This window comes from Pseudomonas sp. NPDC086566, assembly GCF_050280885.1.
GTDB classification, from domain to species: domain Bacteria; phylum Pseudomonadota; class Gammaproteobacteria; order Pseudomonadales; family Pseudomonadaceae; genus Aquipseudomonas; species Aquipseudomonas vlassakiae.
On the sequence record NZ_JBNNWD010000009.1, the window covers coordinates 138,148 to 152,733 of the forward strand.

14 protein-coding genes and 1 pseudogene are annotated in these 14,586 nt (G+C 54.7%); 10 read left to right on the plus strand and 5 right to left on the minus strand.

Features of this window, described 5'->3' with window-relative positions; all coding sequences use genetic code 11:
* Nucleotides 1-5 precede the first annotated feature (5 nt).
* Nucleotides 6-1,130 (minus strand): sensor histidine kinase, encoded by a 1,125-nt coding sequence (locus ACQKPS_RS21050; protein ID WP_427605552.1) that lies wholly within the window; start codon nucleotides 1,128-1,130, stop codon nucleotides 6-8.
* 75 nt (nucleotides 1,131-1,205) lie between these two features.
* On the opposite strand from ACQKPS_RS21050, the gene ACQKPS_RS21055 reads away from it, so the two are divergent.
* Nucleotides 1,206-1,643: a response regulator gene (locus ACQKPS_RS21055; RefSeq protein ID WP_427605553.1), complete on the plus strand. Its 438-nt coding sequence runs from the start codon at nucleotides 1,206-1,208 to the stop codon at nucleotides 1,641-1,643.
* A 122-nt stretch (nucleotides 1,644-1,765) separates the two neighbouring features.
* On the opposite strand, the gene ACQKPS_RS21060 is transcribed toward ACQKPS_RS21055, so the two are convergent.
* Nucleotides 1,766-2,650 carry a homocysteine S-methyltransferase family protein gene (locus tag ACQKPS_RS21060; protein WP_254485549.1) on the minus strand — a complete coding sequence of 295 codons (885 nt, stop codon included), beginning with the start codon at nucleotides 2,648-2,650 and terminating at the stop codon, nucleotides 1,766-1,768.
* A gap of 118 nt (nucleotides 2,651-2,768) precedes the next feature.
* Between ACQKPS_RS21060 and ACQKPS_RS21065 the strand changes: the two genes are divergently transcribed.
* Both ACQKPS_RS21065 and ACQKPS_RS21070 read left to right on the plus strand, forming a co-directional pair.
* Nucleotides 2,769-3,590: an ABC transporter substrate-binding protein gene (locus ACQKPS_RS21065; RefSeq protein ID WP_283724324.1), complete on the plus strand. Its 822-nt coding sequence runs from the start codon at nucleotides 2,769-2,771 to the stop codon at nucleotides 3,588-3,590.
* Nucleotides 3,587-4,408, plus strand: coding sequence for an amino acid ABC transporter permease (locus ACQKPS_RS21070; protein ID WP_099814514.1), 822 nt, complete (start codon nucleotides 3,587-3,589; stop codon nucleotides 4,406-4,408). Before ACQKPS_RS21065 ends, ACQKPS_RS21070 begins: the two co-directional genes overlap by 4 nt.
* A 266-nt stretch (nucleotides 4,409-4,674) precedes the next feature.
* Here the strand turns inward: ACQKPS_RS21070 and ACQKPS_RS21075 are convergent, their stop codons facing one another.
* A complete protein-coding gene (locus ACQKPS_RS21075) occupies nucleotides 4,675-5,169 on the minus strand; it encodes a GNAT family N-acetyltransferase (protein WP_427605554.1) in 495 nt (164 codons plus the stop codon).
* Between the two features lie 231 nt (nucleotides 5,170-5,400).
* Here ACQKPS_RS21075 and ACQKPS_RS21080 point away from each other — a divergent pair, with 231 nt between their 5' ends.
* The 7 genes and pseudogenes from ACQKPS_RS21080 to ACQKPS_RS21110 all read left to right on the plus strand — a co-directional run bounded on the left by ACQKPS_RS21080 (nucleotide 5,401) and on the right by ACQKPS_RS21110 (nucleotide 10,781).
* Nucleotides 5,401-6,309, plus strand: coding sequence for a DUF2167 domain-containing protein (locus ACQKPS_RS21080; protein ID WP_427605555.1), 909 nt, complete (start codon nucleotides 5,401-5,403; stop codon nucleotides 6,307-6,309).
* Nucleotides 6,310-6,982: 673 nt separating this feature from the next.
* Nucleotides 6,983-7,225 carry a hypothetical protein gene (locus ACQKPS_RS21085; protein WP_427605556.1) on the plus strand — a complete coding sequence of 81 codons (243 nt, stop codon included), beginning with the start codon at nucleotides 6,983-6,985 and terminating at the stop codon, nucleotides 7,223-7,225.
* A gap of 103 nt (nucleotides 7,226-7,328) precedes the next feature.
* The gene (locus ACQKPS_RS21090; protein ID WP_054887111.1) at nucleotides 7,329-7,595 is read left to right on the plus strand and encodes a DUF3077 domain-containing protein; all 267 of its coding nucleotides are present in this window, start codon (nucleotides 7,329-7,331) and stop codon (nucleotides 7,593-7,595) included.
* Nucleotides 7,596-7,703: 108 nt separating this feature from the next.
* On the plus strand, nucleotides 7,704-7,982 hold the full coding sequence (locus ACQKPS_RS21095; RefSeq protein ID WP_427605557.1) for a DUF3077 domain-containing protein: 279 nt from the start codon (nucleotides 7,704-7,706) through the stop codon (nucleotides 7,980-7,982).
* 57 nt (nucleotides 7,983-8,039) lie between these two features.
* A pseudogene (locus ACQKPS_RS21100) lies at nucleotides 8,040-8,482 on the plus strand (AAA family ATPase); the annotation flags it as partial.
* Nucleotides 8,483-8,653: 171 nt separating this feature from the next.
* On the plus strand, nucleotides 8,654-9,868 hold the full coding sequence (locus ACQKPS_RS21105) for a DNA cytosine methyltransferase (protein ID WP_427605558.1): 1,215 nt from the start codon (nucleotides 8,654-8,656) through the stop codon (nucleotides 9,866-9,868).
* 10 nt (nucleotides 9,869-9,878) lie between these two features.
* Nucleotides 9,879-10,781, plus strand: coding sequence for an Eco29kI family restriction endonuclease (locus tag ACQKPS_RS21110; RefSeq protein WP_427605559.1), 903 nt, complete (start codon nucleotides 9,879-9,881; stop codon nucleotides 10,779-10,781).
* Between the two features lie 462 nt (nucleotides 10,782-11,243).
* Here ACQKPS_RS21110 and ACQKPS_RS21115 read toward each other — a convergent pair whose 3' ends face one another.
* Nucleotides 11,244-12,356, minus strand: a complete 1,113-nt coding sequence (locus ACQKPS_RS21115) for a response regulator (RefSeq protein ID WP_427605560.1) — start codon at nucleotides 12,354-12,356, stop codon at nucleotides 11,244-11,246.
* Nucleotides 12,356-14,515: a sensor histidine kinase gene (locus ACQKPS_RS21120; protein WP_427605561.1), complete on the minus strand. Its 2,160-nt coding sequence runs from the start codon at nucleotides 14,513-14,515 to the stop codon at nucleotides 12,356-12,358. Before ACQKPS_RS21120 ends, ACQKPS_RS21115 begins: the two co-directional genes overlap by 1 nt.
* Between the last annotated feature and the right edge of the window lie 71 nt (nucleotides 14,516-14,586).

Sequence of the window (14,586 nt, forward strand, 5' to 3'; positions counted from 1 at the left end):
GGTCGTCAAACGTCAGACAGGATGACCTCGAACAGCGTCCCCTGCTCCGCTGTCGACACGACCTCGATCCTGCCGCCATGGCTGGCGACAATCTCCGCCGCGATGAACAGGCCCAGCCCAAGCCCGGCAGCTGAACCCCGCTCGCCCTCCGCATAACTGGAGTAGCGGCCTTCGGGTTTGAACAGATAAGGCATCACGGCCTCGGGAATCGGCTCTCCCGAATTGTGCACGCGGATGCGTGGCACGCCGGCCTCATGGGCCAGCGAGACTCGGATGGGCAGCGTCGAATCGCCATGGCGCAGGGCATTGCCGATCAGGTTGGAGAACACCTGAGCCATGCGTTCTGGATCAAACTGGCCGGTAATCGGCGCGGCCTCCTCCAATATGATCTTCGCCTCAGGGGTAGCTGCGCGCAGCTCCTCGATGACCGAGCGACAGATCGCATTCAACTCCACCGGCTGCGGGTGCACCGGAATGCCCGTGCCCAAGTTGCAGCGCGCCAGGTCCAGCAGGTCGTTGACCATGTTGTTGGCCCTGCGAGCGCTGTTACACACCTGAGACGCCAGCAGCTTCACCTTCTCGTCTGAAGCGCCCTGGCGCAGGATGAGGTCGCCCGCCATGAGCACCGCGCCCAGTGGCGAGCGCAGATCATGACCCAGCACGGCCAGGACCATTTTGCGGGTTGATTCCACCGCGGCGCCGTAGGCTGCGACGGATTCGACCAGGGCCTGGTCTATCGCCTCGTTGAACCGGATCATGTCCTGAACGTGATGCGCGTCCCGCATGGTCTCTTGTGCCAGCCACAATGAAAGCACGCTGGAGCGCAAGGCCCGGTACTCCGCGACCATCTGGTCCATGGAAAAGCCGGCAATCAGGCGCGTCACCGCATGGGACTGGGCTGCCGTGTCGCTGGACTGCTGAGGGCCCCGGCCTTGAGCTTTTTCGGCCTGTTGATAGGGCGTCTGGGCGGTGCGCATGTCGGCGGCAACGGTACGCAGGATTTTTTCGGAATGGTTTCTGAGGCCGACTGAATCCTGCTTGGGCAAATCCGTCTCGACCGAGCGGGCAAAATCTTCCCAAGCCAGGAGAATGCTCTCCATGTCGCTCTCGATGAAGTCACACAGTCTCATTGCGATCCTCGCCCAGCTCCCTGATCAAACGTCCAACCAGACTAGCCCAGGAACTGCAACGGGCAAAGAAACCGCTTGAGCGCCTTCCGTCAGCTTTTGGAAACGCCTTGTTATAACCCGCATCTAGATGGCAAGGGACAGGGGGACGCGATGAAAAGCCATGTACTGGTAGTGGAAGATGACGACATCCTGCGGTGGTTGATGAGCGAAGCAGTAACGCACTTCGGCCACCGCGTCACCGACTGCGCCAATGCCGATGATGCCTTGGCGGCCTTGGCGCGCCTGCCAAACCTGGCACTGGTGATTACCGATGTGCGCATGCCTGGGCATATGGATGGTCTCGGCCTGGCCAAAGCGATCTGGGCGGAACACCCCGAACTGCCTGTGATCATTGTCTCGGGCCATAGCGTCGTTCCCCCCGGCTTTCTCCCTGCCAATGCGCGCTTCATCCGCAAACCCTGCACACTGGACATCCTCAATAACGCCATCGCAGACCTGCTTCCCGCCCACTGACTCCTGAAGTGGCAGCACTAGCGCGCCCCCCTGTGGGAGCGGGTTTACCCGCGAACACGGGCGAAGCCCGTGCCATCCACCACAGTGTCTCCCACCCGCCCAAACACCGGCCACAGCGCCTTTCAATCCAGGCCGCGCTTGATCTCGGCAATATGCTCAGGCCCGATCCCACAGCACCCGCCGATCAGGCTCGCCCCACGCGCCCGCCAGTCGCGCGCCCACACCAGATAGCCCGGCGGGTCGAGGTCTTCCCGCAGCTCATCCAGCCCATCGTTGGCCGTGGCTTGCTTCGGTTGCGGCGGGAAGGCATTGGCGTAGGCGCCGATGGCGATATCCGCCTGGCGTGCCTCGATCACCGAGCGCGCCACCTCCAGCGCCGCGCCGATGACTTCCGGCTGGCTGCAATTGAACAGCACCGCCGCAACACCCAGGCCGGCCACCGCCTCGATGGCATCGGCCACCGGCTCGCCGGAACGCAGGCGCGGCACGCTGTCGACCTCTTCGTCCTGCAAGGTGAACGACACCCAGAACGGCCTGCCGTCCGCAGGCAAGTGGCTGTGAATGGCCCGCACCTCGGCAACCGAACTCTGGGTTTCCGCCAGCCACAGGTCCACATGCGGCGCCAGCCCTTGCAGCAGTGGCGTCAGCACCTCCGCCACCCGCTCCGGCTGGAACAGGTCTGGCCGGTACGAACCGAACAGCGGCGGCAGCGACCCCGCCACCTGCACCGGCTGCGCACTGGCATCGGCCGCGCGACGTGCCAGCTGCCCCGCCACCGAGGCCAGTTGCAGGCCCTCGCGGGCGAAACGCTCCTCACCGATATGGAACGGCACCACGGCATAGCTGTTGCTGGTGATCACCTGCGCACCCGCGGCAATGAACGCCGCATGCACCCCGACCACCGCCTCGGGGGCCTCGCTCAGGGCCAGCGCCGACCACTCCGGCTGGCGGAACGGCGCGCCGCTGCGCTGCAATTCCCGCCCCATGCCACCGTCCAGAACCACCATCGCTCGCTGTGTCATATAACGTCTCTAAAGGTGCTTATGATTAAAATTCATTATATTTCGATTATTTATAACTATTTAATACCTCCTGTCCCGTTTTGCCAACTTTTCAGGTGTTTACATGCGCATCCCTGCCCTGCTCGGCGCGAGCCTCCTGTTGCTCGCTACCGCCACTCAAACCTTCGCCGGCACCACCCTCGAGCGCGTCGAGTCGAACAAGGAGCTGGTCAACGTGCTGATGGAAAGCTACCCGCCGTTCTCGTTCCTCAACGCGCAGAACCAGCTCGACGGCTTCGATGTGGACGTGGCCAAGGCAGTGGCGCAGAAGCTCGGCGTCAAGCTGCGCCTGGAAACCCCCTCCTGGGACGTGATCGCCGCCGGCCGCTGGAGCGGGCGCTACGACATCTGCATCTGCTCGATGACCCCGAGCAAGGCCCGCGCTGAAGTGTTCGCCTTCCCGGTGGAGTACTACGCCTCGCCCGCCGTCATCGTGGTCAACGCCAAGGATGACCGCATCCACAGCGCCAAAGACCTGGACGGGCGCAAGGTCGGCCTGACCGCCGCCTCCAGCTACGAGAGCTACCTGAACAAGAACCTGGTAATTGAAGGCGCCGAAGACCGCCACATCGACTACCCGTTCGAGGCCGTGCAGATCGCCCCCTACGACACCGACAACGTCGCCTTCCAGGACCTCGGCCTGGGCGCTGGCGTGCGCCTGGACGCCATCCTCACCAACTTGGTGACCGCCAAGCCGCGCCTGGACCAGGACAACCGCTTCAAGCTGGCCGGCGCCCCGCTGTATGAAGAGCCGAATTCGGTGGCCATCGAAAAAGGCGACCCGGAGTGGGACGCCAAGGTGCGCCAGGTGTTCGCCGAGCTGAAGGCTGACGGCACGCTGGCGCAGATCTCGCAGAAATGGATCGGCGCCGACATCAGCAAATGAGCACCTTCCCCCCTGCCCCCAAACCCGTGGCCCGCGCCACGGTTGCCGGCCTGTTCGGCTTCCGCACCCGGTTGTACCTGACCTGGCTGGCGCTGTTCGCCCTGTTCGTGGCGTTCTTCCTAAGCTTCGATCTGAAGTTCGCGATCATCGTCGAGAAATTCCCCAACCTCGCCGGCTTCAAGCTCGGGCCCAACGGCTTTTTGCAAGGTGCAGCCCTGACCTTGTTCCTGTGCCTGTGCTCGATGGTGGTGTCGGTGGCATTCGGCTTTGCCGCCGCGCTGGCGCGCTTGTCGAACAGCGCGGTGCTGGTGGGCATCGCCAGCTTCTACACCTCGTTCTTCCGCGGCACCCCGCTGCTGATCCAGATCCTGCTCATCTACCTGGGCCTGCCACAACTGGGCCTGGTGCCCGGCGCCATCAGCGCCGGCATCATCGCGCTGTCGTTGAACTACGGCGCGTACCTGAGCGAGATCTTCCGCGCCGGCATCCTCGGCGTCGCCCGCGGCCAGCGCGAAGCCGCCCTGGCGCTGGGCCTGCGGCCGGTGCAGATCTTCACCAGCATCGTACTGCCCCAGGCCATGCGCGTGATCATCCCGCCCACGGCCAACCAGTTCATCTCGATGCTCAAAGACTCGTCGCTGATCTCGGTGATGGGGGTTTGGGAAGTGATGTTCCTGGCGCAGTCGTATGGCCGTTCGAGCTATCGGTACCTGGAGATGCTGACCACGGCGGCGGTGATCTACTGGGTGTTGTCGATCCTGCTGGAGCTGGTGCAAGCACGCCTTGAGCGACACTTCGGCAAAGCCTACCAGCGCTGACCTACCCATCCGCTCCCCTGTAGGAGCGGATTTATCCGCGATGGGCCGCAAAGCGGCCCCAGCTACCGCAACCCTCACTCAGCACCCGGCGGAATCCCATCCTTGTTCTTGTCCTTGAGCCGCGCTTTTTCCTCCTCGGTCGAGTGAGCAGGCACATCAGATTGTTGCTGATCCTGTTTCTGGTCTGTCATGGCTTAGTCCTCACAATTGATCCCTGAATTGTGAATACGCGGACCAGATAATGGTTCCTCGATAAACCCGCTGGATCAGGTCTCTTCTTGCTTGTAAATCCGAAACCCCCGCGCCTGATAGTTACTCAGCGCAGCAGGATGGTCCAACGTACAGGTATGCACCCAAACCCGCTCTGTACCCTGCCACGCCCACGCGGATTGAATAGCGTGACTCAACAACGCCCCACCGAAGCCACACCCCAGGAACTGAGGAGCCAGCCCGAAATAACGGATTTCACTGTTACGCCCATCCGGCCGGTAAAGCTCGTAATAGCCCGCAATCGCACCCCGGTGATAGGCAACCCAAGTACGGTGGCCTTCCTGCTCAACGAGCGCCTGCCAATCCGACAGCGCCCACACATCAAGATCGCCCCATTCCCAAGCCGTACCCACCAACTGGTAGAGAAACCGATTAAGTTCCGGCTGAGGCACTTCACATTCGACGATCTGAAGGTCCTGAGGCTGAGGCTTTGCCTTCAACTCAGAGGGCGAGGACATTTCCAGGTAATACGTGGTGCAAGACTGTTCCATTCACGATCCTTACTGTTAATGGCAGGCGGACGGCTACGACCAGATCGGGCCTAGAGCGTGGCCCTGTAGGAGCGAGTTCACTCGCGAAGAACCCAACACAGTCTATGTCAGCACCGCGCCAGTATTCGCACTAAAGCCTGCCGCATTGCATGAACATGAAATTCTGGCGTTTGGCCAGCTCTTTCAGTTACCCTGCGCGGCCAAAATTGATTCAAATTGTAAGGGACTACGATGAAACACCTGCGCCAGTTGCTGGCGGCAGTGTTGCTCTGCGCAACCACTTTGCCCGCCATTGCCGCCAACACCCCCGCGTCTGCGCCAACCACCAGCGAACAACCGCAGCAAACCGCCGAACAATGGCTGGCCACGCTCAAGCCACAGCACGGCACCATCACCCTGCCCAGCGGCATCGCCAGCCTGCAACTGAACAACGAGTTCTACTACCTGTCGCCGGCCGACACCGAACGCCTGCTGACCGAAGGCTGGGGCAACCCACCGGGCTTCAAGACCCTCGGCATGATCATCCCGACCGCCGTCAACCCACTGGCGGACAACGGCTGGGGCGTGATCATCAGTTACAAGAACGACGGCCACATTTCCGACGATGACGCCGCCAAGATCGACTACGCCGAACTGCTCGAGCAGATGAAGGCCGAAGACGAGGAAGACAACAAGGAGCGCCGCAAGCAAGGCTATGCCGGCCTGACCCTGTTGGGCTGGGCCGAGCCACCGAGCTACGACCAGGCGACCCACAAGATGTACTGGGCGCGCGAATTGAAGGCCGAAGACGCCGACCAGACCACGCTGAACTACAGCATCCGCGTGCTGGGCCGCGAAGGCGTACTGGAGCTCAACGCCGTGGCGGCGATGGCCGACCTGCAGACCATCAAGCAGGAAACGCCGAAGATCCTCGCCTTTACCAACTTTACCGACGGCAACCGCTACGCCGACTACGACGCCAAGACCGACAAGCTGGCGCCGTATGGGCTGGCCGCACTGGTTGCCGGTGGCATCGCTGCCAAGGCGGGGCTGTTTGCCAAGATTGGTGTTGCGTTGCTGGCGTTCAAGAAGTTTATCGTGCTGGGGTTGGTGGCTATCGCCGGGTTCTTCGGCAAGCTGTTCAAGCGCAAGCGCGCCTGATTCTGAGCTGGCTCACCCTTCGTGGGTGGGCCACTGACACGATTGTTCGAGTCGGCTTGTGGGGCTGAGCAGTCACAGCGCCGCCCGCGCGGCGCATCGCGGATAAATCCGGGCCAGTCCGGCCTGCGAGGTCACCGCTGTCCGCCTTGTTTGTCCCATTCGTAATTGAATGTATCGCAGCTACCGCTTCACCTGTCTCTTGCCATGCGCCAAGGGTGCGCGCGCCAATGGTGCAGGAATAACTGGCCCGAAACAGATGTAGGAGCGGATTTATCCGCGATGCGCCGCGCGGGCGGCGCTCGAACTCATAGGCGCTAAAGGAATGAAGGCAGGCACCTGCCAGCCCTGACACTCCCTCACATATTGTTACGCCCTCTGGCTAATAAAATCAGATTTAGCCCCTTCCTTGTAGGACCTTTCCCAAAGATACTGCCAACGCCTGTTTTTCGTTGCGGTTGTTATTTCTGAGTTTTAGGCTCGGTGGGTCGTTGCACATCAACGACCGGCTTTGACAGGCCGCGACGATATACAGCGCACAGCCGTTCATGGCGGTTGTGTATGGGGCACGTTCGCGTGCGCCGGTTTCTGTGTTCGCCGGTCTGTCAACCCATACACAGCCGCCACCATTCCGTTTGACAGCGGATTGGCGGTGGCCCCATCGAGAACACAGCCAATGTTAAAAATAGTTCCAGATCCACCCCACAGTCTCCACTCCCTCGAAGACACGCTGATGATGGCCGCTGACTATGCACTTTGCGCAGAGGTCGTTGCCCAGCAGGCAATGCTGATGCAGCCCAAGTCCCCCGTGTCGCTATTGATCATGACGTCAATGCACGAGCTTGAAACCCTGCGCAAATTGCTCGAATCAGCGCTGGTTCAAATCCAGAAACCAGCCGACCCGCAGACGCTGCACTAATTCGCATCATGATCCTGCTTGGTCTGACGCCTTCGTCCTCGAGTCCCCAGCTTGCGAGCGATTGGGCCAGCCCGGGCAGCTACAACTTCAGGGAGATCAACCAATGGCCACAGAAGAAACCAAATTCACACCCGGCAAAACCACCTTCTACCAAGGTGATAACCAGACCCACCCCCTCTTCCGCATCGAACCCGGCATCCCTTGCCAAAGCGCCCGCGAACAGGCCTCGGAACTGATGGGCTACGTCCGCGACCTGACCATCGACGGCCTGATGGAAGACAAACCCCAGCTGCTCTGGGCCTCGCACTACCTCAGCGCCCTGGCCAAGGCCCTGCTCGATGATGCCGAACTGGGCATGATGAAAGATTGAACCGTCAGCACCGGCGCCACCCAGTGTAGGAGCGGCTTTAGCCGCGAAAGGGCCGCAACGCGGCCCCAGCAATCCAAGCCCCTGCGCCGATTCCAGGAGATCTCACAGATGCCCCAAAACAACACCCCAACTAGTGGGAGCGACAACATTCCGGCTCCAAGCTACAAATCACCCCAATCATTGATCACCGCAATCCCCGGGATACCTACCACTCAAGCAAAAGAACAAGCCGCGAAACTCTTGGACTGCGCCCGCTACCTCAACCACACCGGCGTCATGCTAGGCGACCACCGAAGAGTCGCTGCCTCCCACTACCTCAACATGATGGTTCGCGCCTTGTTCGATGAACTCGAACACAGCCATCCCCGCACCCAAGCCGACCGGTAGTAACGCCGCCCCAGTTCGGCCACAATCGGCCACTCAGTTCAAGCTGGGACGCACCGGATGCTCACCACCCTCGCCATCGGCAACTACCGCTCGATCAATCACCTTGTGTTGCCACTAGGCCAACTCAATCTGGTGACGGGTGCCAACGGCAGCGGCAAATCCAATCTCTACAAGGCCCTGCGCCTGCTCGCCGAAACCGCCCAGGGCGGCGTGATCGAAGCGCTTGCCCGTGAAGGCGGACTGGATTCGACCTGGTGGGCCGGGCCTGAGATGAGTGCACGCATGAAGCGCGGTGAAGTGCCCATCCAGGGCCAACATCCAAGCGACGTCAAACGCCTGCGACTGGGTTTTGCCACCGAGGATTTCGGCTTTGCCATCTCCCTCGGCCTGCCGATTCCCCTGCCCTATCCCACTGCATACGTGCTCGATCGCGAGATCAAAGAAAAGCTATCTGGGACGACGCCAAGCCTTACCGCCCTTCAACCTTGATGGTAGAGCGCACGAGAGTGCGACGGCGCAGACCGAGGGCGCCACAACTGAACAAGTGTTGGATCAACAGTAGTTTGAACAAGGCAGCCCTAGCTCGGTTAGGGTAGAATGCTGCTCTGAAATCGGTGGGCTACGGCTGCAACCGTAGCCCACCTACCGCATCCACCTAGTCAGAGGTGTACATGGCAAGAGCCAGTTTCCCACGCAACACGTTACAAGGCGAGCAAATCCCACCACTTCAATCTATCGAGCTCTTTGCAGGAGCTGGAGGCTTGGGCATGGGATTCTCGAGATGTAACGTCCAGCATCAGGCTGTAGTCGAGTGGAGCAAGCACGCCTGCGAAACCCTGCGCATCAACAAGCGCTATGGCGTAGATCCTATTGCACACTGGGCCGATGTAACAGAAGGCGATGTTCGCAATTTTGACTTTTCAAGCTATACAGGTTTAGACCTCATTACCGGCGGACCACCTTGTCAACCCTTTTCCATGGGCGGGAAGCATCGTGGCTTTCTTGACGAGCGCGACATGTTTCCGCAAGCCGTGCGAGCCATCCGCGAGGTCCGCCCCAAAGCTTTCGTGTTCGAAAATGTTAAAGGCCTAACTCGAGCATCATTCTATAACTATTTTAATTATATTCAACTACAACTAGAGTATCCGAGCCTCCAGGCTCGTGCCGGAGAAGAGTGGCTTGAACACCTTAGCCGATTAGAGCAACACAAGACCGCTGGTGCCCATAGCGAATATCATGTAGTAGCTCGCCTAGTTAATGCTGCTGATTACGGCGTACCGCAGAAGAGGGAGCGTGTATTCTTCGTGGGGTTCAGAGCAGACACCCATCGCCCTTGGACATTCCCTAGCAAAACACACAGCATTGATGCGTTATTGAGAGACCAGTGGGTTACTGGTGATTACTGGGAGCGGCACAAAGTTGCAAAACGTTCACGCCCAGACTGCCCGCTTACCAACAGCAAAAAACTCGCAGCACTAAGAGAGTCTACCGAAGAGCTGTACCTTCCATGGCAGACCGTGAGGGACGCAATCAGCGATTTGCCGGACCCAGAACAGCACCCTACTTTATTATTCCAGGCGCATAAATTCCAGCCGGGCGCCAGAAGTTATCCAGGACACACCGGAAGCCCCTTAGACGAACCGGCAAAAGCGCTGAAAGCTGGTGATCATGGGGTCCCAGGAGGGGAGAACATGCTGCGCCGAGTCGATGGAAGTATCAGATACTTCACTGTTCGAGAGTGTGCACGCATACAGACTTTTCCTGACGAATTCGTGTTTGAAGGCTCATGGGGCGAGATTATGCGACAGCTTGGTAACGCAGTGCCGGTTAGGTTGGCGCAACATGTAGCCGATGCAGTCTGTACACAACTGAGAACTGTTGATTAAGGAGGCAGGGTTGACAAAGGAGAACATGGGTTTGCAGGAATTGCTCAAAGAGCTGGGTAAACTCACAAATAAGCTAACAGAGGCTAAGCCTGCGGGCAGCGCTCGTAATGTCGCCCAAACGCGGCAGATATTAAGCGGCTATGCTGAACGCTTAGCAGAGATAGCGGCTGGCTTTGATCCAATCCTGCGACCCTCCTCTATTTTCGACCCTTCGGACCCCATAACTGCAGGCCGTATAGTCGCACTCACTTTAATTTCACAGCCATTACATGAACTAGCATCAATCCCTAACTTTTACGGGGCAGGCATATACGCCTTGTACTATAAAGGTAGTTTTAAGCCGTATTGCAGGCTTGCTGGCTCGGACCATCCTATTTATGTGGGGAAAGCTGACCCATCAAACCCTTCTGCTAAAGATGCAATCGCTCAAGGCACGAAGCTTTCCAGCAGAATGAACGAGCACGCTAAAAACATTAGAAAAGCCAAATCAACACTGGACATTAATGATTTCAAATGCCGCTTCTTAATTGTACAATCAGGATTCCAGAAATCAGCCGAAGACTATCTTATTAATTTCTTCAAGCCAATCTGGAACTCAGAAACAAAAATATGCTTTGGTCTTGGCAAGCACGGCGACAGCACTGAAACCCGAGACAATAGACGCTCCCCTTGGGACACGATGCACCCAGGCCGAACTTGGGCAGACAAAAGTGAGAGAAACCAAAAATCCGTTGAACAAATTACTGTTGAAATCAACCAGCATTTGGAGCTCCACCCCCCTTATACTGGCATCCACCAATTATTTGAGAGCTTCATGGAAGAAATGCGCCAATTGAACCGTGAAGAATTCAAAGATGAACACGATGAAGTTTTCGTAATTAAGGAAACACCAGCTGAATATGGCACTACTTAGTGAGACCTCAATTGCAAGAAAATTTACTCCAAAACAACAAAATACCCGCATGTTCTTGCGAGCATGCGTTACCTCTCTTTAACTCAGCCTGCTTAATCCCTAACCGGTACATCGCCTCCTAGAGCGCAACCGACAATCATTCAGAATTTACTCACAAAGCCAAACCAAACCAAACCAAACTGATACTGCGCCAAAGATTCTGGGCTTTATAAAAAGCACTGATCCGAATGCACTAAACCACAAAATAAATGGTTGACTCTAGCTCAGCAGTCAACTATTTACAAAATCGACACTTAGCATGAGTAACAGCAATTTATTTACAAAGCCCGCAAAATCTTTAACCAAAACTCTGCAGGCTTACTCAATAGCATATCTAAACTAATATTCAAATCGGAATAATTATTTCAAGATCCGAGCAATTACCCCTTATCCTGTCCAGTCCGCAAGATTCAAATAATTAAATCACTTCATGCCTTCATAAATCGCAGAGGACAATTTTGGCGAATCGAGATTTGGGGTACCAATTCTACCGTAATATCTCGAAAATTTGCTAAGAAGAGACTCTACGAACGGCGTATCCAATGTGGCAATACGCTTAAAGCTTTCACCTAACCCCGTTGATTCGAAGTTTCTTATGCGCTGGAAGTCCACAACAAGGTCGTTAGAAAAAACTGTACCGGGCAGATACTTAAAGCGGTCTGGCTGAACCTTTCTCCCCGCTCTATTATCACTAATCAATGCTTTTAACGCCCCTATCTCTTTGGGATCTGCCGTTTTTCCAGATTTTTTAGACCCTTGAAGAGTCAGAAACTCACTACATTCCGCTAGAGGCACACACTCCGCAGCCACAATAAACTCTATTTTTCCTTGCGCAAAATCACACATCGGATTCAGTATGACATAGTACTTATCTTCAAATTGAATCAAGTCTCCCGTCACAACACCAGCGCCCATTGGAGGCCAGATGTACATCTCAATAGGATGAACCAAATCAGCATCACCCCTAGTTTGCTCAAGATAGCCCCTTACAGAAGTCCCAGTAAGAGCATTACCTAGTCGACGAGCTAATAGATAAGCTAGCTCCTCTGGCTGACACAAAGGCGCGGTTTCCTTCCAAAATTCATCTACATGAGACCACAAATAACTTCTCTGCTGTTCTTCAATGTAGTTTATGAGTTGAGGGACACCTGTTTGGAAAATTTCTTGAACTGCACGACGCAAATCGACAACTTCATCTTCGCCCTTTGTCACTAGCCTTACAAGTGGTGTTTTTAGCCTGGAAACTTTATCTGCGTATCCTGAGTAGAATATTACAGGTGCGAAATTTGACTCTTTCAGCGAATTTAAAACCTCAGCACCTTTTAGATCATTTTTTTCGGCGTCATCCCTAAGGTCCAAGACGATTAAGTCATATTTTGTTTTTGCAACAAGCTGCTTTGCCTCATCAAAGCTATTGACAACATCACAGCTTATCGAATTCCCCGCCCCAAGAGTTCTATCACTTGAAAGAATATCTGCAGTTTGATCGGCCAATTCTGAATTATCATCGACGACAAGAAACTTCCAATTTTTCATTATACCCGCCTTCTAAATACCAACCGAAAATTCGCCCCTGGCAGCTCCCCACTGCCCAGCAGCTCTAACGAGCCACCATAATAGCTTGAAATCATCTCACCAATAATTGACAACCCAAGACCCGCCCCTTCCTTACGCTGTGAGTAGTACGCATCAAATATATGATCTTGATGCTCTTCTGGAACTCCTGGGCCACTATCCGAAAACACAAGCTCAACCGCCTCATCTTTCATACGAGCTATTGATACCTGTATTTTTCGTGCACCTTTAGCGACAAACTGCAACCAATATATACTATTATCTATCAAATTTATTAGGATCTGCTGAACTTCGCTACCGTCGACTCTTACTAAAGTCTGGCCTTTTGAAATCGAATATTTTATTCCGGATTCCTTCAAGCTGTAATCCATCACAGCAAATGCCTCCGCAACGATCTCCTCAAGATATAACTGAGGCGGACGCCCTGACTTACGACCACCAAAGGGTTCAATGCGCTTTAATATAGAACTAAGTGAACCAGACTGATTTTTTATCTTTGCAAATTTATCGTGCGCCTTTATAAGACCTGCATTACCATCAAGCCCAAAATCCTCGAGATCTTCCTGACCTAAACCAGCCTGACCAGAAATAATTGCAAGTGGCTGGCGGCTTTCATGGAGTACTGCATCAACTAATTTGCCCAGTGTTGCCAAGCCAGAATAACGAGAAACAACGGTTTTAAAGCTCTCAATCCTTTTAGAGTAATCCAGCTCGATACCATCAACCATCGACTGCATAATTGCATCGTTTGGTATCTCACGAGACATATGTGCTCGTATCTGGGAAAAGTCTATCGGATCAAAAAGCCCGCCTTGCGAGTTAGCCCCCGCAGCCCCCGATTTCGTTGACCCTTTTCTTGCCTTATACCTTATATCTTCCATTTTCGAGAGAATACATAGCATAATCTCACTTAGATCGGAGTAGGCCTGATTTTCACGCAACCCCTCACGATTGGACTGATCTTTTAAATTTGGATTGCCATCTGCAGTAATGGAGATGTAGCCAACAATTTGATTATTCGACAACCTGTAGGTTGGCTTTTGAACCCTCCTCATATCAAGCCGAAGCCAGTCATTATTCGGCTCGCCGTAAGGCATGACTCTGAAACCATCGCGATAGATGTTAACACCAGCAAAACTGTCTAAATCTTTACGAACGCTCGATATGGACCCGCCAGTCTTCTGAACAACGTTGCCCAATTCATCCCGATCCCAAAATCTAAGATTCAACTCTATCCTGCCACTTTCTGGAGGCGAGTATTTATCAGGAAGATCTGAGGCACTCAAACCGTCTCGCATTATCCAACCATCTTTAGGATGCCAAACTAAGAAACCGGCAGAAGTGGTATTCGCATTTTCGGCTATTGATGAAAAAACTAGAGAATACTCACCAGACTCATGTACCCACCCCTTTACTGTATAATGTGGGTATTTTATCACCTCGGGAGGGCTAATCTCTTGAGAATATTGTTCAAATCCTGCAGGCGCTTCGATCTTTATTCTAAAGTCTGACAAAGATTCGAATGGTGAAACCAGCCTGGACAAACCTCTTTGAATCTCATCAAAAATTTTATTATTCCAGTTTTGCTTTAAGCCCACCATATCTAAAATTGTGCCATGAGGAAGCTTGCTGCCAAAATGTCTATTGCGAGAAATTAAGTCAATTGTACTTTTAGCTCGAGTTTTTACTGGCAAACTTTCAGATATTTGGATCTCAACCTCATCAAGAAATTTTTTTTCGTCCTCGAACTGGCGCCAATCAAATACTGCATTAACCTCGACCTTACCCCCAACTTCGCGACTTGCTAGTCGTAATACTGATGACAAGCGAGCGGCAGCGAAGCGCCCAATACCCTTTTCTCCAAGAACACGACGCCCCTTTTTAGTGCTTTTTTTATTTTCAACTTTTGAAACAGTGGCCGGCTCCATCCATGCGCCTTCAACGACAGCTCGGCTCATCCCCTTTCCATTATCAACTACTAATATGGACCCTTTTCCTGACTCAAGAGGCCCCTCGAATTTAATTAAGACTTCACTTGCATCCGCATCATACGAATTCTTTACAAGTTCAAGCAATGCCACACTGTCACTACTTATCAACTCCTCGCCGAGAGTTTTCATGATCCTAGCACGGGGTCTAAATATCTTTCCGCTCATATTCCATCCTCAAAAAAGCCCGCAGCACATAACGT